A 20,874-nucleotide genomic window follows, 5' to 3' on the forward strand; every position below is an offset into this window, starting at 1 on the left:
TCAATGGAGACAGGCGCGCCGTCGCGCGTCCGAAGGAGACGGACTTGAAGATCTGCAACCCTGCCCGCTGGCTGCGCGGGCCTGCCCTGGCCGGCCTGCTGCTGGCCGCTGCCACCGCCCAGGCGGGTGATGTCGACATCGGCGTGTCGATCGGCATCAATCAGCCGGGCGTGTACGGCCGCATCGACATCGGCCGCTATCCCCAACCCCAGGTGATCGTGCAACGGCCTGTGCTGGTGCTGCAGCAGACGGTGCGCCCCGCGCCGATCTACCTGCATGTGCCGCCCGGCCACCGGCAGAACTGGCGCAAGCACTGCCGTGCCTACGGCGCCTGCGGCACGCCGGTGTACTTCGTGCAGGAGCGCTGGTACCAGGAGCATGTGGTGCGCCCAGAACCCCGCCGGGGCGACCGGGACGACCGCTGGGACGACCGCCGTGGCGACCGGGGTGATGACCGCCGCGGCCATGGCCACGGCCATGGCAAGGGCCACGGCCGCGGGCACGACTGAGAACCGCTCAGAACCGGTGGCGCAGCCCGGCCTCGTAGCCGCGTGAGCTGCCGCCGGCCACGATGCCGGCCGCGCCGTCGCTGATCACGAAGCGCTGGGCGCCGTCGTTCTGGATCTGGGCCACGCTGGCGTACAGCGCGCTGCGCTTGGACAGGTTGTAGACATAGCCCAGGCCCCACTGGCTGGCGTCGTTGGCGTCCACCGCGGTGGTGCCCACCCGGCCCGACAGGTTGGCCTGCGTCCACGAGGCCTTGACCTCATGCAGGCCGAAGGTGGCGGTGGCGCCGATCAGCAGCAGCGTCTGCTTGCTGGTGGCGTACTTGAACTCGCGCCAGGCGCCGCTCAGGCGCACATTGGCCACATCCACCTGGCCACCGACCACGGTGTCGCGGAACTTGCCGGCCGTGGTCTGGCTGTTGTCCGATGTGGTGCTGGCCGCCGACACGCCGAAGCCCTTGCCGGCATAGCCCAGGCGCAGGCCCACCAGCTTGGCCAGGCCGCTGGCCACCGCGCCGCCCTCGCCGGGGGCCAGCATCAGGCCGCCTTCCAGGCCGACCAGGCCGCCCGGATTGGCCGGCAGCAGCAGCTGCAGCGCGTTGTCCGACCGCACCGTGGTGTTGGCGTTGCTGCCGAAGGCGGCACGGATCGGCCCCTGCGGCGTGGCCGACACCAGGTTGGCGGTGCGCGCCACGCCCACGTAGGCGAACGGGTCGTAACGGCTCCAGTTGGTGTAGCTGGGCACGAAGTCGCGGCCCAGGCGCAGCTCGCCCAGCGTCTTGCTGGACAGGCTGACGGTGGTGCGGCGGTCCCAGAACTTGGCGCCGCCCGCCGTTGCGCCCGTGTCGGCCAGGATGCCGTGCTCCAGATGGAAGCCGGCCGACAGGCCGTTGCCAAGGTCTTCGCGGCCGCTGATGATGAGGCGGCTAGTGGAGTTGGAGCCGCTGACCATCGACTTCATCGACCCCACGCCCTCGTTGCTGACGTTGCGGACCGCCAGGTCCAGGATGCCGGAGATGCTGACGCTGCTCTGGGCGGCGGCGGGCCAGGGGGCGGCGGCGCACAGCGCCAGCAGGGCCAGGCGGTGGCGGACGTGGGAAGGAATCTGCATGGGGTTGTCTCCGGGTCTGGTGGATGTGCAGGCGCCTGCGCACGGCAGCGCCCGTCCCCGGATGGTGACCAGATCGGCCTGTTTGGAGAATTGCAGAATCGGAATCGATTGATCCGCTGCGTGCATCAACGCGGCTTGCCGCCGCTGCGCTTGCGCGGTGCCGGCTTCACCGCGGTGAACAGGTCGAACAGCTGCTGCGCCGCCGGCGACAGCGCCCGCCCGCGCCGCCGGATCAGGCCCATGTGGCGGGTGACCGACGGCTCGACCAGCGGCACGCTCACCAGCGTGGGATGGTCGGCCCCCGGCATGGCCATGGCCGGCACGGCGGCCACGCCCAGGCCGGCTTCCACCAGGCCCAGCAGCGTGGTGACGTGTTGCGTCTCGAAGATGGCCTGCGGCCGGTGGGCCACGCCGGCCAGCGCCTGGTCCAGCAGCAGGCGGTTGCCCGAGCTGCGGTTGACGGCGATGAAGTCATGCTGCGCCAGCTGCGCCCAGCTCACCTTCGGCAGCCGGGCCACCGGGTGGTCGCGCCGGCAGGCGGCGACGAAGCGCTCCTCGGCCAGCGTGGTGAAGTCGATGTCGGTCTCCTGCGCGCCGATGAAGTTCAGGCCGAAATCGGCCTCGCCGCGCTGCACCGCCAGCAGCACGTCATTCGCGCCGGCGTCCATCACCTTGACCCGCACCTTGGGGCTGACGGCGTGGTACCGCGCCAGCACCTCGGACAGGTGGTAATACACCGTGGATGGCACGCAGGCCACGGTGACCTCGCCCATGCGGGTGGCCGCCACGCCGCGGATGCCCAGCAGCGTGCTGTCCAGGTCGGACAGCAGGTCGCGCACCTTGTGCTCGAACTCGCGGCCCACGGTGGTCAGCGTCACCCGCCGGGTGGTGCGCTCCAGCAGGCGCACGCCCAGGGCCTGCTCCAGCTTGTCGATGCGCCGGCTGAACGCCGGCTGAGACAGGTGCACCGATTCCGCCGCGCGGCGGAAGTTGCCCAGCTCGGCCACCGCGCGGAAGGCCAGCAGGTCGTTCAGGTCGAAGTTGATGGCCATCGCGCTGCACCCAGGTTGGCTTGACTGATGCCGATTCTGGATCAATCGATCCTGAATCCGCAATTCACAGGTATGAATCGGCTGGCCATGATGCCGACCCATGGCTTCCGTGATTCCCTGCGTCCTGATGCGTGCCGGCACCTCCCGCGGGCCGTTCTTCCTGCGCCACTGGCTGCCGGCCGACGAGGCCGCCCGTGACGAGGCGCTGATCGGCGCCATCGGCGCGTCCGACCTGCTGCAGGTCGACGGCGTGGGCGGCGGCAGCACGCTGACCAGCAAGGTGGCCATCGTCTCCAAGTCGGCCGAGCCCGGCTGCGATGTCGACTACCTGTTCGCCCAGGTGGGCGTGGGCCAGCGCAGCGTCGACACCCGGCCCAACTGCGGCAACATGCTCTCGGGCGTGGCGCCGTTCGCCATCGAGCAGGGCCTGGTGGCCGCGCAGGACGGCGAGACCACGGTGCGGGTGTTCAACGTCAACACCCGCTCGCGCATCGACGTGACGGTGCTGACCCCGGGCGGCCGCGTCACCTACGAGGGCCGCACCGGCATCGACGGCGTGGCCGGCACGGCGGCGCCGATCCGGCTGAACTTCCTGGATGCCTGGGGCGCGGTGACCGGCTCGGTGTTCCCCACCGGGCAGCGCATCGACGTGATCGACGGCATCGAAGTCACCTGCATCGATGCCGCCATGCCGCTGGTGGTGATGCGTGCCGCCGACCTGGGCCTGCGCGGCCGCGAATTGCCGGCCGACCTGGATGCCGACCGCGCACTGCTGGCCCGCATCGAGGCCATCCGCCTGCAAGCCGGCCTGGCCATGGGGCTGGGCGATGTGTCGACCAGCGTGGTGCCCAAGCCGGTGATCGCCAGCGCCGGTGACGATGCCCACAGCATCACCTCGCGCTACTTCACGCCGCGGCGCTGCCATGCCAGCCATGCAGTGACCGGCGCCATCGGCGTGGCCACCGCCTTCGCGCTGCCCGGCACCGTGGCCAGCGCCGCGCTGCAGACCTCGGGCCCGCGCATGGTCTCGGTGCTGCACCCGCAGGGCCGCATCGATGTGGAGGTGGTGATCGGCGGTGCCGGCGCCGACGCCCGCATCGAGCGCGCCGCCCTGGTGCGCACCGCGCGCAAGATCCTGCAGGGCGACCTGCACATCCCCGACTATGTGTTTTCAAGATCCACACAAGGAGACGACGCAATGAAGAAGCTGATCGCCCCGGCCCTGGCCGCAGCCGCCCTGGCCACTGCCGCGCCGGCGGCGCTGGCCTGGCCCGACAAGACCATCACCCTGGTGGTGCCCACCGCCGCCGGCGGCGGCAACGATGCGATGGCCCGCACCATCGCGCAGAAGCTGGGGCCGCTGCTGGGCCAGACCATCATCATCGACAACCGCGCCGGTGCCAACGGTTCGATCGCCAGCGAGTTCGTGGCCCGCGCCGCACCCGATGGCCACACGCTGATGTTCGGCTACATCGCCACCCATGCGATGAACCCGGCCCTGCAGAAGCTGCGCTACGACCCGGTGGCCGACTTCGAGCCGGTGGGCCTGGTCGGCTACTCGCCCACGCTGATGGTGGCCAACGCCGCCGTGCCGATCAAGGACGTGAAGGACCTGGTGGCCCAGCTCAAGGCCAAGCCCGACAAGTACGCCTATGCCTCGGCCGGCAACGGCACGGCGCCGCACTACGCGGCCGAGCTGTTCAAGCTGAATGCCGGCGTGCTGATGCTGGGCGTGCCCTACAAGGGCTCGGCGCCGGCGGTCAGCGACACCATCGGCGGGCAGACGCAGGTGATGTTCCCCAGCTTCTTCACCGCGCTGCCGCATGTGAAGGCCGGCAAGCTCAAGGCACTGGCGGTGGCCGGCCCCAAGCGCAGCCCGCTGCTGCCCGACGTGCCCACGCTGAAGGAGGCCGGCGTGGATGGTGTCGACGTGCAGCAGTGGTACGGCTTCTTTGCGCCGGCCAAGACGCCCAAGCCGGTCATCGAGCAGCTGAACAAGGCGCTGAACCAGGTGCTCAACGACAAGGACATCATCAAGCGCATCGAGGACCATGGCGCCGATGTGGAGGGCAGCACGCCGGAGCAGTTCGGCGCGCTGGTCAAGGCCGAGCTGGTGAAGTGGAAGGCCGTGGTGCAGCGCGCCAAGCTGTCCGCCGATTGACGCGGCACCGCCAGGGCCGGGTCCAGAATCGACGCCATGACCACCTCCACCACTCCCCCCCAAGCCCCGGCCGACCTGGCCGGCCTGCGTGACTGGATCGGCCGCAGCGAGACGCTGCACGACAGCATCGTGCCCCAGCCGGTGGTCGCGCTGCATGCGACGCTGGACTATCCGCCGACCGCCGCCGCGCCCGGCAGCGCGCTGCCCCACCTGTGGCACTGGATGTACTTCCTGCCCACCTACCGCCACAGCGAGCTGGGCGAGGACGGCCACCCCACCCGCGGCGGTTTCCTGCCGCCGGTGCCGCTGCCGCGGCGCATGTGGGCCGGCAGCCAGCTGGAGTTCCACCGGCCGGTGCGGGTGGGCGATGCGATGCAGCGCACCTCGACCATCGCCGATGTCACGGTGAAGGAGGGCCGCACCGGCCGCCTGGTGTTCGTCAAGGTGCAGCATGACCTGCGCGTGATCGGCGCCGCCGATCCGTCGATCACCGAGTTCCACGACATCGTCTACCGCGAGGCCAAGCGCCCCGACGATGTGGAGCCCGCGCCCACGGCCGCACCCACCGGTGCCGCCTGGCAACGGCCCTGGACGCCCGACGACGTGATGCTGTTCCGCTACAGCGCGCTCACCTTCAACGGCCACCGCATCCACTACGACCGGCGCTACGTCACCCAGGTCGAGGGCTATCCAGGCCTGATCGTGCACGGCCCGCTGATCGCCACGCTGCTGATGGACCTGCTGCGCCGCGAGATGCCTGGCGCCGACGTGGCCACGTTCCGCTTCAAGGCGGTGCGGCCCACCTTCGACGGCGCCACGCTGCAGGTCAACGGGCAGCCCCAAGCCGACGGCAAGACGATCAAGCTCTGGGCCCAGGACCATGCCGGCTGGCTGACCATGGACGCCGTGGCAACGCTGCGTTAGCCCCTTTCCCCACTCCTGCTGCCGCACCACCGATGCAACCCCTGCAAGGCCTGACCGTCGTCACCCTGGAACACGCGATCGCCGCGCCCTTTGCCACCCGGCAGCTGGCCGATCTGGGCGCCCGCGTGATCAAGATCGAGCGCCCCGGCGTGGGCGATTTCGCCCGTGGCTACGACAGCCGGGTGCGCGGCCTGGCCAGCCACTTCGTGTGGACCAACCGCAGCAAGGAGAGCCTGACGCTGGACGTCAAGCACCCCGAGGCCAACGCGCTGCTCCAGCGCCTGGTGCTGGAGCAGGCCGACGTGCTGATCCAGAACCTGGCGCCGGGCGCGGCCGACCGGCTGGGCATGGGCTACGACACGCTGTCGGCGCTGAAGCCCGGGCTGATCGTCTGCGACATCTCCGGCTACGGCGACGACCCGGCCCGCCCCGGGCCCTACCGCGACAAGAAGGCCTACGACCTGCTGATCCAGAGTGAATCGGGCCTGGTGTCGGTGACCGGCACGCCCGACGAGGCCTGCAAGGCCGGCCCGTCGATCGCCGACATTGCCGCGGGCATGTATGCCTACAGCCAGATCCTGGCGGCGCTGCTGCAGCGTGGGCTGACCGGCCGCGGCCAGCGCATCGACATCTCGATGCTGGAAGCGCTGGCCGAGTGGACCAGCTACCCGCTGTACTACGCCTTCGAGGGCCAGCCGCCGCCGCCGCGCACCGGCGCCGCCCACGCCACCATCTACCCCTACGGTCCGTTCCCGGCCGGTGATGGTGGCACGGTGATGCTGGGCCTGCAGAACGAGCGGGAGTGGGTGGCCTTCTGTGCCCAGGTGCTGCACCAGCCGGCGCTGGCCACCGACCCGCGCTTTGCCGGCAACGCTGCCCGCGTGGCGGCGCGGGATGCGTTGCGGGCCCTCATCGTCGAGACCTTTGCCTGCCTGAGCACGCCGCAGGTGGTGCAGCGGCTGGAGGCGGCGCAGATTGCCAACGCCCGCGTCAACACCATGGCCGATGTCTGGGCCCATCCGCAGCTGCAGGCGCGTGGTCGCTGGCGCACGGTGGACACGCCGGCCGGCCCGGTGCCGGCGCTGCTGCCGCCCGGCAGCTGGACCGAGGTCGATCCGCGCATGGACGCCGTGCCCGCGCTGGGCCAGCACACCAACGCCATCCTGGCCAGCCTCGGCCTGGATTCCGCCGCCATCGACCGCCTGCGCCAGGCCGGCGCGGTCTAGCCCGTCCGGGCGCTGCGCCCTGAACAACGACCACAAGGAACCCGCATGGCCGCCAGCATCATCGATTCACAGATCTTCCAGGGCATCTTCACCACCGACGCGATGCGCCAGGTGTGGAGCGACCAGAACCGCACCGCGCAGTACATCGCCATCGAGCGGGCGCTGGCCATCGTGCAGGCACGGCTGGGGCTGATCCCGCAGGAGGCGGCCGACGAGATCGTCAGCCATTGCCACCTCGACCAGATCGACATGGACCGCCTGCGCCAGCAGACCGAGCGCATCGGCTACCCGATCCTGGGCGTGGTGACCCAGCTCAACCAGCTGTGTCGCGACAAGCTGGGCGAGTATGTGCACTGGGGCGCCACCACCCAGGACATCACCGACACCGCCACCGTGCTGCAGATCCGCCAGGCGCTGGACCTGGTCGATGCCGACCTGGCCGCGCTGGCCACCGGCCTGGCCAGGCTGGCCAAGGACCACCGCCTCACGCCGGTGATCGGCCGCAGCAACCTGCAGCAGGCGATTCCCGTCACCTTCGGCTACAAGATGGCCGGCATCCTGAGCGCGGTGCTGCGCCACCGCGAACGCATCACCCAGCTGCGCGAGCGGGTGCTGGTGGGTGAATTCGCCGGTGCCGCCGGCACCCTGGCCAGCCTGCAGACCGGCGCGATGGAGACCCAGGCCGGCCTGTGCGCCGAGCTGGGCCTGGGCCAGCCGGTGATCGCCTGGCACACCATCCGCGACAACATCGCCGAGGTGGGCTGCGTGCTGGGCCTGATCGGTGGCACGCTGGGCAAGCTGAGCATGGATGTGAAGCTGATGATGCAGACCGAGGTGGGCGAGGTCTACGAGCCCTACCACCACGGCCGCGGCAGCAGCAGCACCATGCCGCAGAAGCGCAACCCGATCAGCAGCGCCTACACCCACGGCGCCATCAGCGTGCTGCGCCAGCATGCGGCCGCGCTGATGGACGCGATGGTGGCCGACCATGAGCGGTCCACCGGCCCCTGGCAGATCGAATGGATCGTGCTGCCCGAGGCGTTCTGCCTGCTGGCGGGCGCGCTCAGGCAGATGCGCGCCGTGGTCGATGGCCTGGAGGTCGACGCCGAGGCGATGCGCCGCAACATCGACATGACCGGTGGCCTGGTGATGAGCGAGGCGGTGATGATGGGCCTGGGCCCCTACATCGGCCGCGAGTACGCGCACGACCTGGTCTATGACCTGTGCCGCCAGTCACTGCAGACCAAGGCACCGCTGATCGAGCTGCTGGCCGCGCATCCCGAGATCAGCCGCCATGTCAGCCGCGACCAGCTGCTGGAGATGCTGGACCCGGCCCGCTACCTGGGCCAGAGCGGGGTGATGGTCGATCGGGTGCTGGCACAGATGCCGGCGTGACGTCGGCCGGCGGCTGGTAGGCCGGCGCCAGCACATCCTGCGCCGGCTCGTACCAGCGGCTGGTGATGCCCAGCAGGTGCTGCAACGCCTGGTCGATGTGGTCCAGCCGGAAGGGCCGTGCCGCCAGGCCATCGGGCACCGCTGGGGCCTGGCCGTCGGCCGTGCGCGACCACCAGACCATCGGGATCGCATAGCCCGAGGCATCCTGCAGGCTGTGGCCGGCGAAGTCGCGGTGGTGGCCGACTTCCTGGCCATGGTCGCTGAAGTACAGCAGGTCCACCGCCCGGCCGGGCCGCTGCTGGTGCAGCAGCGTCACCACCTGGCCCAGCACCGTGGCGCCGCACTGCACCGCGTCGTCGAAGTCGTTGCGGGCCTGGCGGATGCTGGCGGAGCGTCCGGCCGCCTTCAACTGTTGCATCACCGCGTCATCGGCCACGTCACGCCAGGGGTGCACGCCGGCCGGGCAGCGCTGGCGGAAGTGGAAGTGCTGGCCCAGCAGGTGCAGCACGATGAATTCACGCGGCGGCGGCGGCGTGGCCAGCCAGTCGCGCAGCGGCGGCAGCAGGTCGGCATCGGTGGCGTTGCTGTCGCGCCAGTTGCCGGCGTTGACGAAGCGGCGGCGCTCGGCCGTCTGGGCCATCGCGGCGAACCAGCCCTCGTGCGCCGGCTGGTTCGACAGCCAGCCCACCTGGTAGCCGGCGGCCTGGGCCAGCTGGGTGATGTCGGGCACGCGCTGCCAGTCGGCGGCGGTGGCGCGGGTGGCCGGGGTCAGTGCCAGCCGCAGGGATGGCAGCGTGAAGGCCTCGGCCGACCAGCCCTCGCTGAACAGCACGGCGCGGCCGGGCAGGGCGGCCAGCGCGCGGGTGAGCGGCGCCGTGGTGTCGCGCGGGTAGCCGAAGGCACCCCAGTTCAGCCGGTTGTCGCTCTCGCCGATCACCAGCACCACGGTGCGCGGCGCGTCGTCCAGGCGCCGCACCTGCCAGCTGTCGCGCTGTGCGGCCACCTGGGCACGGGCGGCATCCAGCCCGCGGATCTCGCGCTCGGCCTGCACATGCCGGGCGTAGACCACGCCCCAGCGCAGCAGCGGCTGCTGGCGCAGCATCGCCGGGTTGAAGTGCAGCAGCGCGGCCAGCCCCAGCAGGCCGGCCAGCAGCCAGAGGCTGCCACGCCTGGGTGGTCTGGAGGTCCGCTGTCCGGGGCGCAGCAGGGCCCCTGCCACCAGCAGCGCCAGCAGGCTGAAGGCCACCGCGCGGCCGATGGCGCCGGCCTGCTCCTTCAGAAAGCCTGCCGCCTCGCCCGCCGTGGTGTTGGCCAGGCTCTCGGCGATCACGCCGGGCTGCGGATCGGTGCCGAAGTAGCCGCGCACCACGCCCTGGCTGCCGATGTCGGCGGCAAACACCAGGGTCAGCGCCAGGCCGGTCCAGCGCTGGGCGCGCGGGCCGGCACGGCCAGCCAACGACCACAGCGCACTGCCGGCCACCAGCCACCACAGCGCCATCTTGGCCAGGTCCTTGGCTTCCATGAAGCCGGCCGCCAGTGCTGCGCCATGCAGCAGCGCGCCCAGCACCGCCAACCGCCACCAGGCCACCATCACCTCAGCGGAAGCTGGTGGGCGCCTCGCCCAGCAGCAGCGGCAACAGCGCCTGCGCCACGGCCTGGGCGTTGCGGGTGTCGTCATAGCCAGGCACCAGCGTCGTGTAGTGCCGCTCGACGATGCCGCCATGGCCCTGGGCCAGCAGCTGGCCCACCGCCTGTTCGAGTGCAGCGTGGTCGGGCGGGCCGCCGACGATGGCGTCGTGGGTCAGGTCGGGGTGCCAGGTGTGCACGCCCGGCAGGCTGGCATACCAAGTGTGGCCGAACACCAGCGCCGGCTTGCCCTTGCGCACCGCCTCCCAGCCCACGGTGCCGCTGATGCTGGCCACGTACAGCGCCCGCGCCGTCAGCTCGTGGGTGCTGGCGTGCGAGGGCATGAACTGCACCTGCGGGATGCGCGCCAGCCGGTGGAAGAACATCGGCCCGCGCATGTAGGCGCCCTGCTTGGGGTTCTCCTTGACCAGGATGCGCACGCCCGGCGGCAGCATGCGCGCCAGCGCCTCGATGGCCAGGGCCTGGTCCTTGAACGGTCCGCCCAGGGCCGAGGTGGTCATCTCCGGCTGCAGCTGCATGGCGAAGTAGACATACGGCCCGTCCAGGTCGATCGGCCCGTCCTCGAACTGCAGCAGGTGCTCGAAGTAGGCCAGCTCGTCTTCATGGAAGAAGCGGGCGAAGGGGTCGCGCCAGGCCGGCAGGCCGCCGTAGATGCGCTGCATGCGCCGCAGCAGCCCGGCCACGTAGAACGGATTCAGCGCCCGCCAGCGGCGCTTGAGCAGCAGGAACGCCGCCAGCTGTCCGATGGCCTTGGCGCTGACGCGCCCGCCCTCGGCCCGCTGCTGGGCGATGCCCTTCATGTAGAAGTGCTGCAGGGTCTCGTCGCGGTTGATCGGGTGCGGTGCGGCCACCGGCTGGCCGGGTGTGAGGCGGCCGTAGGCCTCGATGGCCGGCATCGAGAAGAAGGTGTTGGGGAACAGGCTCTGCGTGATGATCAGGCACTGCAGCCCGAGTGCCTTGCCCACCTGGTAGACCAGGGTGTCGTGCACCAGGTGCGGCACGTTGAAGAACAGCATGTGGGTGGCGCCGCTGTCGCTGATGCGCTGCGCCAGCACGTCGGCCAGGATGTGGTGGTAGTCCCAGTAGGCATGGAAGCCGCTCAGCGGGTGCGGCAGGTGGGCGAAGGGCTCGGCGCGGCGGTGCAGGTGGTCGATGAAGTCATCCACCAGCGCGTCGTAGCCCGGCTGCATGAACAGGCCGTGGGCCTGGCCGCTGAAGCGCGTGCCTTCGGTGAGGTGGCCGCGTTTGCCGCGGCGCAGGTTCATGCGCGAGACGGCCGAGGCCTTGAAGTCGGCGTCGGTGCTGCCCAGGTGCAGCACCAGTTCGATGCGACCGGCGGCCTGCTGCACCAGGGCGTGCAGGGCCGCATCGGTGTTGGCGGCGGTGGAGACGCAGAGCAGCTGGATCGGTGCGCTGCCCGTGGTGCCGCTGCTCACGCCAGCGCATCCCACGCCACCGGCGTGTTCACCGCGATGTCGCGCGCGGCGCGCTTGCCGACCACCGCATCCCAGTGCTTGGGCGCCAGGCCGAAGCCGGGCCGCACGCTGCGCACCGCATCGGCGGTGATGGTGTCGCCGGCACGCAGCGGCTTGACGAAATACAGCGAGCGGCGGAACTGCGCATTGCCGATCTCGCTGCTCTTGCGGCCGTAGTCGACCTGGCCCAGCGCCGACCAGGCGGTCTTGGCGCCCTGGCACAGCTGGGCCAGCTCGGCGGGCATCAGGCTGAAACTGTCGTCGGGTCCGCCGCCGGCGCGGTCCAGCGTGAAGTGCTTTTCGATCAGCGCCGCGCCCAGCGCCACCGAGGCGATCGCGGTGGTGTTGTCCAGCGTGTGGTCGGACAGGCCGGTGACCACGCCCCAGCGCTGGATCATGTCCGACAGCGTGCGCAGCTTGTAGTCGGCTGCCGGCGCCGGGTAGCCGCTGACGCAGTGCAGCAGCGCCAGCTGGGTGCAGCCGCCGGCGCGGGCGGCATCCACGGCCTCGTCGATCTCGTCCGCATCGGCCATGCCGGTGGAGATGATCATCGGCTTGCCGGTGCGCGCCACGTAGCGGATCAGCGGCAGGTCCACCGCCTCGAAGCTGGCGATCTTGTAGGCCGGTGCGCCCAGGTCTTCCAGCAGGTCGACCGCGGTGGTGTCGAAGGGCGAGCTGAAGATGGTGATGCCGCGCTGGCGGGCGCGGTCGAACAGCGCCGCATGCCAGTCCCAGGGCATGTGGGCTTCCTGGTACAGGTCATAGAGGCGCCGGCCATGCCACAGGCCGCCCTCGATGACGAAGCCCTCGGCATCGCTGTCCAGCGTGATGGTGTCGGGCCGGTAGGTCTGCAGCTTCACCGCATCGGCGCCGGCGGCCTGGGCGGCGTCGACGATGGCCAGCGCAGTGTCCAGGCTGCCGTTGTGGTTGGCCGACAGCTCGGCAATCACGTAGGGCGGCGCATCGGCGGCGATGCGCCGGCCGGCGATGTGGATGGCGGGCAGGGGCGAGGTCATGGGGTGGTCTCCAGCGCGGGGCCGGGCCAGTCGGCACGCAGCAACCCGAAGCAATGGACGTCATGGTAGTGGGCGCCGTCGGCACTGCGGTGCTGCTGGCGCAGCACGCCTTCCTCGGCAAAGCCCAGGCGGCGGTGGAAGGCCAGCGAGGCGGTGTTGCCGGCCAGCACCTGGCCGCAGACCTTGTGCAGCTGCTCGGCACCGAAGGCCCGCGCCAGCGCAGCTTGGCCCAGCGCCCGGCCGGTGCCCTTGGGTGCACCCGGCGCGGCATAGAAGCCCCATTCGGCCACGCCGCCCGGCGCCACGCCGCTGAAATGCACGAAGCCCAGCGGCTGGCCGCCACGCCGGAACAGCCACAGCCGCCGCGTCGGGTCGGCCTGCTGGCGGGCGAACCATTGCTGGTGCTCGGCCTCGCCGATGGTGTGGGTGCTGAACATGTGGCGCTGCACATCGGGGTGGTTGCGCCAGGCGCGCACCGTCGCCAGGTCATCGGCCTGCAGCGGTTGCAAAGTGTCGGCGGTCATGCTTCAGCCTTGGTGCAGCGCCAGCAGCGCGTCGGCCACGCGTGCCGCGCCCTGGCCGTCGGTGATGGCGGAAGCTGCAGCCGACAGGGCTGCCAGCCGGCCCGGCTGGGCCAGCTGCTGCAGCGCGGCGGGCAGGCGCGCGGCCAGGTCGTCGATGCCGCCCAGCGACAGTGCAGCGCCGGCCGCATCCAGGGCCTGCGTGCCGGGGCGCTGGTTGTCGGCCAGCACCAGCAGCAGGCTGGGCAGGCCCAGGCAGCAGCGCTCCCAGGCGCTGCCGCCGGCCGCGCCGATGGCGAGATCGGCCTCGGCCAGCAGCGGGGCCATGTCGGCCACGTCGGTCAGCAGGCGGGTGGCAAACGGCAGGGTCGGCAGCAGGGCCTGGATGGACGGGCGTGTCGATGCCAGGGCCCCCAGCACCACCGTCACCTGGACGTCGGGCGGCAGCGGGCAGGCAGCCAGGGCCTGCAGGCAGTGCAGCGTGCCCTGGTGCGGGTCGGCACCGCCCAGGCTGAGCAGCAGGTGGCGCCAGCTGCCGGTGCCGCGCCGCGCCAGGCTGGTGGTGCGGGCTGCGGCGAATTCGGGGCGCAGCAGGGCGTAGCGCGGGCCGATCAGCCGCACAGCCGCGGCGGGCAGCAGGGCGGCGTAGTCGCCCACCATGCGGCCCAGGTTCTGGTCGAGCAGCAGGTCGACAGCATGCGGTCGGTCGGCCAGGTCATCAATGGCGGCCAGGCGGCGGCAGGCCGGCCGCAGTGCCTGTTCCCAGCTGGCGTCCAGCTGGTAGTGGTCGACCAGCAGCAGATCGCAGCCGGCGCCGCGCCAGGCTTCGGCCAGCGCGGCGCGGCTGTGGTGTGCATCCTGCTCGGCTGTCAGCGTCTTGCCCAGCAGCGTGAGGCCATGGCCGTCGGCGGCGATGCGGCCGCCCAGGTGGCCGGCGCCGTCACGGCAGACAAAGTGCACCTGGGCGCCACGCTGGCGCAGCGCCGCGGCCAGTGTCAGGCAGCGCATCACATGGCCGCTGCCCAGCGCCGGGCCGGCATCGGCACGCACGGCCACGCGCAGCGGCGAGCTCATCCGCCCAAGTCCGCCTGCATCGCCCGCCACAGCCATTCGGCGCGGGTCCAGTCCTCGGGCGTGTCGATGTCCTGCACCCGGTGGCGGGGCAGGTGCACCGGCACCGACTCGGGCGAGAAGATGCGCAGGCCCTGCAGCCAGGCGCCGGCCCGGCCCCAGTAGAACTGGCCGGCATCGTGGAAGGCGTCTTCCAGGTCCTGGCTGCGGGTGTTGAACTGCGCCGGGTCGAACATCGCCACCCGGCCCTCGGGCGTCAGCCGGATGGCGCGCTGGATCGGGAAGGCATAGCTGGTGACCGAGAAGGCGTACTGCGCGCCGCTGGAGTCCAGCAGCGCCAGGCCGCGCTGCAGATCGGCGGGCTGCACGAAGGGCGCGGTGGCATACAGGCAGCACACCTGGTCGGGCGCCTGGCCGGCGTCGACAGACCACTGCACCGCATGTGCCACCACCGGGATGGTGCCGGTGTGGTCGTCCGACAGCGCCGCCGGCCGCAGGAACGGCACCTCGGCGCCTGCATCCCGGGCCACGGCGGCGATCTCGGCATCGTCGGTGGAGACGATGACCCGGTCGAAGCAGCCGCTCGTCAGCGCGGCGTCGATGGACCACGCGATCATCGGCCGGCCGGCGAAGGGCCGGATGTTCTTGCGCGGAATGCGCTTGCTGCCGCCGCGGGCGGGAATGACGGCCAGCCGCATGGTCGTCCGCGCAGCGCTCAGCCGAGCAGGCGCCGAAGCGCGGCGATCACCTCGCCTTGCTGGGCCTCGGTCAGCGTGGGGAACATCGGCAGCGAGATGGCCTGCGCGTAGTAGGCCTCGGACGCCGGAAACTGCCCTGGCGCAAAGCCCAGGCGGCGGTAGTGCGGCTGGGTGTGCACCGGGATGTAGTGCACGTTGACGCCGATGCCCGCGGCGCGCAGGCCGTCGAACAGCTGGCGGCGCGTCAGCGGGCTGCGCGCCGGATCCACCTGGATCGGGTACAGGTGCAGGGCCGAGTGCGCATCCGGGCTCTGCCAGGGCGTGGTGAGCGGCAGGCTGGCCAGTTCGGCGTCGTAGCGGCGGGCGATCTGGTGGCGGCGCGCCACCGAAGCCTCCAGCTGCGACAACTGCGAGAAGCCCAGCGCCGCCTGCAGGTCGGTCAGCCGGTAGTTCAGGCCCAGTTCCACCTGCTCGTAGACCCAGGGGCCTTCAGGTTCGCCCTCCATCACCGCCGGGTCGCGGGTGATGCCGTGGCTGCGCAGGCGCTCCAGCCGCGCAGCCATGGCCGGGTCGTTGGTCATCACCATGCCGCCCTCGGCGGTGGTGATGATCTTCACCGGATGGAAGCTGAAGACGGTGAGGTCGCTGAACCGGCCGTTGCCCACCGGCTGGCCCAGGTAGCTGCCGCCCACCGCGTGCGAGGCATCCTCGATGATGCGGAAGCCGTGGCGTTGGCCCAGTGCATGGATGCCCTGCATGTCGCAGCTCTGGCCGGCAAAGTGCACCGGCACCACCACCTTCGGCAGCGTGCCGCTGGCGGCGGCGGCCTCCAGCTTGGCGGCCAGCGCTGGCACGCTCATGTTGAGCGACAGCGGGTCGATGTCGACGAAATCGACCGTGGCGCCGCAGTACAGGCCGCAGTTGGCCGACGCGACGAAGGTGTTGGGGCTGGTCCACAGCCGGTCGCCCGGGCCCAGGTCGAGTGCCAGGCAGGCGATGTGCAGGCCCGCGGTGGCATTGCTGACGGCCACGCCGAATTGGGCGCCCACGCGCGCGGCCAGCGCCTGCTCGAAGCGCGGGATGGCCGGGCCCTGGGTGATCCAGTCGCTGCGCAGCGCGGCCAGCACCGCGGCTTCATCGTCGGCGGTGATGTGCTGGCGGCCGTAGGGAATCATCAGATCGCTCCGATCTTGGCTTCGTTGGCGGCGATCCATGCACGCAACTGCTCGATGCTCATCCACTCGGGGTTGGTGTTGCTGGCGTACTCGAAGCCTTCGGGCACCTTGACGCCATTCTTGATGCGCTCGGTGGAAGTGTCCCAGTTGTGGATGGCCGGCAGGATCTTGAAATGCTGGTCGTATTCATAGGTGTAGTACGAATCCTCCGGCCCGATCATCTGCTCGTGCAGCTTCTCGCCGGGGCGGATGCCCACCACCTTCTGCGCTGCCTCGGGCGCCACGGCGGTGGCCAGATCGGTCATCTTCATCGACGGGATCTTCTTCACATAGACCTCGCCGCCGACCATGTCCTCGAAGGCATGCCAGACCAGCTCCACGCCCTGTTCCAGGCTGATCATGAAGCGGGTCATGCGCGGGTCGGTGATCGGCAGCTCGCCGCTGGCGCGCACCTGCATGAAGAACGGGATCACCGAGCCACGCGAGCCCATCACGTTGCCGTAGCGCACCACGGCGAAGCGGGTGTCGTGGCCGCCGGCGTAGGAGTTGCCGGCGACGAACAGCTTGTCCGATGCCAGCTTGGTGGCACCGTACAGGTTGACCGGGCTGCTGGCCTTGTCGGTCGACAGCGCCACCACCCGCTGGATGCCCTTGTCGATGCAGGCGTCGATCAGGTTCATCGCGCCCAGCACATTGGTCTTGACGCACTCGAAGGGGTTGTACTCGGCGGTGGGCACGATCTTGGTGGCCGCGGCATGCACCACATGGTCGACGCCGTCGAGCGCGCGGTACAGGCGGTCGCGGTCGCGCACGTCGCCGATGAAGAAGCGCACCCGCTTGTCGCCCTGGAACTTCTTGGCCATCTCCCACTGCTTCATCTCGTCGCGCGAGTAGATGATCAGCTTCTTCGGGTTGAAGCGCGCCAGCGTCATCGGCACGAAGGTGTGGCCGAACGAGCCGGTGCCGCCGGTGATCAGGATGGTCTTGTTGTGCAGCATGCTCAATCTTCCTCGATGTGCCGGGGCGGAAAGGTGTCCCAGCCCAGGCAGCCTGGGCATTGCCAGAAATGGCGCTGGGCCTCGAAGCCGCAGGCCGCGCAGCGGTAGCGCTGGCCGGCGCGGGCAGCGCGGGCCACCGCATCGCGCACGCTTTGGCGGGCGCTGTCGGGCCAGTCGGCGCGAGGGGTGTCCAGCAGTTCCAGCGCGGCCGACAGGCTGGGCTGGTCGCGCAGCAGGTCCATCAGCCAGGGTGAGGTGCCGGGGCGGGTGCCGTCCAGCGTGGCCAGGGCGCGCAGCAGGTCGATGCCCGGCGCCTGGCGGAACAGCGCGGTCAGCGCCGCGCGCGCGGCATCGGCCTGGCCGGCGGCCTGGGCGCAGGCCACGTACTCGCCGGCCAGGCGGCCGAAGGCCTCGGGGTTGCGCTGGCGCAGGCCGTCCCACACCACCAGGGCCGCGGCGTGATCACCGGCCTTGGCCAGGCGCTGGGCGCGCTGCACGGCCGGCCGGGCGGCCTGCGGCGCCAGGGCCTGGGCCTTGTCGAGCAGGGTGGTGGCGGTGGCGCTGTCACCCTTGGCATCGGCCTCCCGCGCCAACTCGCACTGGTAGTGCGCCAGGCGGTGGCTGAACGAGCCGGTGCCGGCTTTTTCCAACTGCGCGGCCACCTCGGCGGCGGCATGCCAGTCGCGTGAGCGCTCGGCCAGCGACAGCAGGGCCAGCCGGGCCTCGGTCTCGAAGGGCGTGCCCATCAGCGCCCGGAAGGCGGCCTCGGCGCGGTCGAACAGGCCGGCTTTCATGAAATCCTGCGCCAGCGCATGCTGGGCGCGCTCGCGGTCGCCAGGGCTCAGGTCGGCGCGCTGCAACAGGTGCTCATGCACCCGCACGGCACGCTCGAACTCGCCGCGGCGGCGGAACAGGTTGCCCAGGGCGAAGTGCAGCTCGCTGGTGTCGGGGTCGTGCTGCACCGCCTCGATGAAGGCATCGATGGCCTTGTCGGTCTGCTCGTTGAGCAGCAGGTTCAGGCCCTTGAAGTAGGCCTTGGGTGCCTGCCGGTCGCTGCGTCGCCATTGGCGCAGGTCGAAGCGCGAGGCCGCCCATCCCAGCAGGAAGGCGGCAGGCAGCGCCACCAGCAGGGCCAGCAGCAGCCCGGGTGTGTCGAGCTCCATCGCTTACAGACCTTCCCGCGGCGGGTGCTCGGGGCCGAACTCGCTGGGCGCCTGGGTCACCGTGTCGGGTGCGGTGCGCTGCGGCGGCGGTGGTGGCGGGGCATGGCGGCGGGCCACGCGGCGGTGCCGCCACCAGGCTGGCACCATGGCCAGCACGCCCACCGCAGCACCGCCGGCAAAGGCCGCCAGCACCACGATGACCATCGGCGCCGTCCACTGCGCGCCGAAGAACCAGTGCACCACCACGGGCTGCTCGTTGTTCAGCGCAAAGGCGAACAGCGTGAAGAAGATGAAGAGCCGGAAGGCCCAGAGGAAGACGCGCATCGAGCGCCCATTCTAAGGAGGCCGGCGCGGCCAGCCGCCTGCCAGGGGCGGCCATGAAAAAGGGCCCTGGCGGGCCCTGGTGGTGCTGATGCGGCGGATCAGGCCGCCGGCGGCTCGTCATGCACCGGCAGACGTTCGTCCACCGATTCACGCAGCGCCTTGCCGGGCTTGAAATGCGGCACCAGCTTCTCGGGGATGGTGACCTTCTCGCCGCTGCGGGGATTGCGCCCCAGCCGCGGCGGCCGCCGGTTGATCGAGAAGCTGCCGAAGCCACGGATCTCGATGCGGTGGCCACGCGCCAGGGCGTCGCTCATCGCATCGAGGATGGTCTTGACCGCGAACTCTGTGTCGCGCTGCGTCAGCTGGGTGAAGCGTTCGGCCAGCTTGTTGACGAGGTCACTGCGGGTCATGAAGTCTTGGTAGGGCCGCCGACTGGATCAGAGCTTGTCTCCATGGAGCCCCGGCGCCAGGCGCCGGGGAGGCTCCACTTATTCCCGGTTGTCCAGCTTGGCGCGCAGCAGGGCGCCCAGGCTGGTGGTGCCGGCGTTCTCGCGCTCGCTGGTCTGGGCCAGGCGCTGCATCTGCTCTTGCTGGTCGGCGGCGTCCTTGGCCTTGATCGACAGCTGGATCGAACGGGCCTTGCGGTCCACGTTGATGATCATCACGCTGACTTCGTCGCCTTCCTTCAGCACGTTGCGGGCGTCTTCCACGCGGTCGCGGCTCAGCTCGCTGGCGCGCAGGTAGCCGGTGACGTCGTCGTTCAGCTGGATCTCGGCGCCGCGCGGGTCGACGGTCTTGACCTTGCCGTTGACCAGGGCACCACGGTCATTGACCGAGGTGTAGTTGGCAAACGGGTCGCCATCCAGCTGCTTGATGCCCAGGCTGATGCGCTCGCGCTCGACGTCGATGGCCAGCACGATGGCTTCGACTTCCTGGCCCTTCTTGAAGTTGCGCACCGCCTGCTCGCCCGGCTCGTGCCAGGACAGGTCGGACAGGTGCACCAGGCCGTCGATGCCCTGGGCCAGGCCCACGAACACGCCGAAGTCGGTGATCGACTTGATCGGGCCCTTGACCTTGTCGCCGCGGTGCACGTTGCCCGAGAACTCTTCCCAGGGGTTGGCCTTGCACTGCTTCATGCCCAGGCTGATGCGGCGCTTGTCCTCGTCGATCTCGAGCACCATCACCTCCACCTCGTCGCCCAGGGCGACGATCTTGCTGGGGGCGACGTTCTTGTTGGTCCAGTCCATCTCGGAGACGTGCACCAGGCCTTCGATGCCGGGTTCGATCTCGACGAACGCGCCGTAGTCGGCGATGTTGGTGACCTTGCCGAACAGGCGGGTGTTGCTCGGGTAGCGGCGCGACACGCCGTGCCACGGGTCGTCACCCAGCTGCTTGATGCCCAGCGAGACGCGGTTCTTCTCGGCGTCGAACTTCAGCACCTTGGCCGACAGCTCCTGGCCGACCGTCACCACTTCGCTCGGGTGACGGACACGGCGCCAGGCCATGTCGGTGATGTGCAGCAGGCCGTCGATGCCGCCCAGGTCGACGAACGCACCGTACTCGGTGATGTTCTTGACCACGCCGTGCACGATGGCGCCTTCGGTCAGGGTCTCGAGCAGCTTGGCGCGCTCTTCGCCCATGCTGGCTTCCACCACGGCGCGGCGGCTCAGCACCACGTTGTTGCGCTTGCGGTCGAGCTTGATGACCTTGAATTCCAGGGTCTTGCCCTCGTACGGGCTCAGGTCCTTGACCGGACGGGTGTCGATCAGCGAACCCGGCAGGAAGGCGCGGATGCCGTTGACCAGCACGGTCAGGCCGCCCTTGACCTTGCCGCTGACGGTGCCGGTGACGAAGTCGCCGGATTCCAGCGCGGTCTCCAGGCTCAGCCACGAGGCCAGGCGCTTGGCCTTGTCGCGCGACAGGATGGTGTCGCCGTAGCCGTTCTCGATGGCGTCGATGGCCACCGAGACGAAATCACCCACCTCGACTTCCAGCTCGCCCTGGTCGTTCTTGAACTCGTCGATCGGCACGTAGGCTTCGCTCTTCAAGCCGGCGTTGACCACCACGTGGCTGTGCTCGATGCGCACGACTTCGGCAGAGATGACCTCGCCGGCGCGCATGTCGTTCTTCTTGAGCGACTCTTCGAACATCGCAGCGAAGCTGTCGGTGGCGAAGGGGCTGTCAGGGATGTGGTCGAGGGATTGGGTTTGGGCCATTGATGGATGTCCTTGGTGCCGGCGGAAGCCAAGTGAAGGAGTGGAGCCGGCGGGATGTGCAACAGGGCGTTGCGGTTGGGTTGAACACACCAGTTGTCCCCAGAGGGCCTGACGGCCACGGCGGGAGGGACAACCAGCACCGACGCGGGCCTTGCGGCCCGCACTTGCGAGTTGCCGGCCTTGCGGCCGGCGCTT

Annotated in this window: 19 protein-coding genes; 5 read left to right on the top strand and 14 right to left on the bottom strand. The window is 70.4% G+C overall.

Annotated elements, in window-relative coordinates; all coding sequences use genetic code 11:
• The first annotated feature begins 44 nt into the window (after positions 1 to 44).
• Complete coding sequence (locus tag FFT10_RS08555) at positions 45 to 509, top strand: hypothetical protein (protein ID WP_228027011.1); 465 nt, start codon at positions 45 to 47, stop codon at positions 507 to 509.
• A gap of 7 nt (positions 510 to 516) precedes the next feature.
• Here FFT10_RS08555 and FFT10_RS08560 read toward each other — a convergent pair whose 3' ends face one another.
• A complete protein-coding gene (locus FFT10_RS08560; RefSeq protein WP_137732375.1) occupies positions 517 to 1,617 on the bottom strand; it encodes a porin in 1,101 nt (366 codons plus the stop codon).
• 125 nt (positions 1,618 to 1,742) lie between these two features.
• Positions 1,743 to 2,669, bottom strand: a complete 927-nt coding sequence (locus FFT10_RS08565) for a LysR family transcriptional regulator (protein WP_137732376.1) — start codon at positions 2,667 to 2,669, stop codon at positions 1,743 to 1,745.
• A 100-nt stretch (positions 2,670 to 2,769) separates the two neighbouring features.
• Between FFT10_RS08565 and FFT10_RS08570 the strand changes: the two genes are divergently transcribed.
• Genes FFT10_RS08570 through FFT10_RS08585 form a run of 4 tightly spaced genes read left to right on the top strand, consistent with a single transcriptional unit; the run spans position 2,770 to position 8,375 of the window.
• The gene (locus FFT10_RS08570; protein WP_137732377.1) at positions 2,770 to 4,830 is read left to right on the top strand and encodes a 4-oxalomesaconate tautomerase; all 2,061 of its coding nucleotides are present in this window, start codon (positions 2,770 to 2,772) and stop codon (positions 4,828 to 4,830) included.
• A gap of 36 nt (positions 4,831 to 4,866) precedes the next feature.
• Complete coding sequence (locus FFT10_RS08575; protein WP_137732378.1) at positions 4,867 to 5,754, top strand: HTD2 family dehydratase; 888 nt, start codon at positions 4,867 to 4,869, stop codon at positions 5,752 to 5,754.
• A 32-nt stretch (positions 5,755 to 5,786) separates the two neighbouring features.
• Positions 5,787 to 6,980, top strand: a complete 1,194-nt coding sequence (locus FFT10_RS08580) for a CaiB/BaiF CoA transferase family protein (protein WP_137732379.1) — start codon at positions 5,787 to 5,789, stop codon at positions 6,978 to 6,980.
• A 45-nt stretch (positions 6,981 to 7,025) separates the two neighbouring features.
• The gene (locus FFT10_RS08585; RefSeq protein ID WP_137732380.1) at positions 7,026 to 8,375 is read left to right on the top strand and encodes a class-II fumarase/aspartase family protein; all 1,350 of its coding nucleotides are present in this window, start codon (positions 7,026 to 7,028) and stop codon (positions 8,373 to 8,375) included.
• Here FFT10_RS08585 and FFT10_RS08590 read toward each other — a convergent pair.
• From FFT10_RS08590 to rpsA, 12 genes are all read right to left on the bottom strand, one after another.
• Positions 8,278 to 9,966, bottom strand: a complete 1,689-nt coding sequence (locus FFT10_RS08590; RefSeq protein WP_162520722.1) for a phosphoethanolamine transferase — start codon at positions 9,964 to 9,966, stop codon at positions 8,278 to 8,280. The genes FFT10_RS08585 and FFT10_RS08590 overlap by 98 nt on opposite strands.
• Positions 9,967 to 9,970: 4 nt before the next feature.
• Entirely contained in the window at positions 9,971 to 11,458 is a 1,488-nt protein-coding gene (locus FFT10_RS08595; protein WP_137732382.1) for a capsular polysaccharide export protein, LipB/KpsS family, read from the bottom strand.
• Entirely contained in the window at positions 11,455 to 12,513 is a 1,059-nt protein-coding gene (gene pseI / locus FFT10_RS08600) for a pseudaminic acid synthase (RefSeq protein ID WP_137732383.1), read from the bottom strand. Before pseI ends, FFT10_RS08595 begins: the two co-directional genes overlap by 4 nt.
• Positions 12,510 to 13,037, bottom strand: coding sequence for a UDP-4-amino-4,6-dideoxy-N-acetyl-beta-L-altrosamine N-acetyltransferase (gene pseH, locus FFT10_RS08605; protein ID WP_137732384.1), 528 nt, complete (start codon positions 13,035 to 13,037; stop codon positions 12,510 to 12,512). Before pseH ends, pseI begins: the two co-directional genes overlap by 4 nt.
• Positions 13,038 to 13,040: 3 nt before the next feature.
• Complete coding sequence (gene pseG / locus FFT10_RS08610; RefSeq protein WP_228027012.1) at positions 13,041 to 14,108, bottom strand: UDP-2,4-diacetamido-2,4,6-trideoxy-beta-L-altropyranose hydrolase; 1,068 nt, start codon at positions 14,106 to 14,108, stop codon at positions 13,041 to 13,043.
• Complete coding sequence (pseF, locus tag FFT10_RS08615) at positions 14,105 to 14,803, bottom strand: pseudaminic acid cytidylyltransferase (RefSeq protein WP_137732385.1); 699 nt, start codon at positions 14,801 to 14,803, stop codon at positions 14,105 to 14,107. The genes pseG and pseF overlap by 4 nt, the downstream gene beginning before the upstream one ends.
• A 17-nt stretch (positions 14,804 to 14,820) precedes the next feature.
• On the bottom strand, positions 14,821 to 15,978 hold the full coding sequence (gene pseC / locus FFT10_RS08620) for a UDP-4-amino-4,6-dideoxy-N-acetyl-beta-L-altrosamine transaminase (RefSeq protein ID WP_137732386.1): 1,158 nt from the start codon (positions 15,976 to 15,978) through the stop codon (positions 14,821 to 14,823).
• Positions 15,978 to 16,976 carry a UDP-N-acetylglucosamine 4,6-dehydratase (inverting) gene (pseB, locus tag FFT10_RS08625; protein WP_137732387.1) on the bottom strand — a complete coding sequence of 333 codons (999 nt, stop codon included), beginning with the start codon at positions 16,974 to 16,976 and terminating at the stop codon, positions 15,978 to 15,980. Before pseB ends, pseC begins: the two co-directional genes overlap by 1 nt.
• Before the next feature lie 2 nt (positions 16,977 to 16,978).
• The gene (gene lapB / locus FFT10_RS08630) at positions 16,979 to 18,139 is read right to left on the bottom strand and encodes a lipopolysaccharide assembly protein LapB (RefSeq protein WP_137732388.1); all 1,161 of its coding nucleotides are present in this window, start codon (positions 18,137 to 18,139) and stop codon (positions 16,979 to 16,981) included.
• Positions 18,140 to 18,142: 3 nt separating this feature from the next.
• Positions 18,143 to 18,463 (bottom strand): lipopolysaccharide assembly protein LapA domain-containing protein, encoded by a 321-nt coding sequence (locus FFT10_RS08635; RefSeq protein ID WP_137732389.1) that lies wholly within the window; start codon positions 18,461 to 18,463, stop codon positions 18,143 to 18,145.
• Between the two features lie 98 nt (positions 18,464 to 18,561).
• Positions 18,562 to 18,873 (bottom strand): integration host factor subunit beta, encoded by a 312-nt coding sequence (locus tag FFT10_RS08640; RefSeq protein ID WP_137732390.1) that lies wholly within the window; start codon positions 18,871 to 18,873, stop codon positions 18,562 to 18,564.
• 78 nt (positions 18,874 to 18,951) lie between these two features.
• A complete protein-coding gene (rpsA, locus tag FFT10_RS08645; protein WP_137732391.1) occupies positions 18,952 to 20,679 on the bottom strand; it encodes a 30S ribosomal protein S1 in 1,728 nt (575 codons plus the stop codon).
• Positions 20,680 to 20,874 lie beyond the last annotated feature (195 nt).

It is taken from the genome of Pseudaquabacterium pictum (genome assembly GCF_005403045.1).
In the GTDB taxonomy this organism is placed as follows: Bacteria; Pseudomonadota; Gammaproteobacteria; order Burkholderiales; family Burkholderiaceae_C; genus Pseudaquabacterium; species Pseudaquabacterium pictum.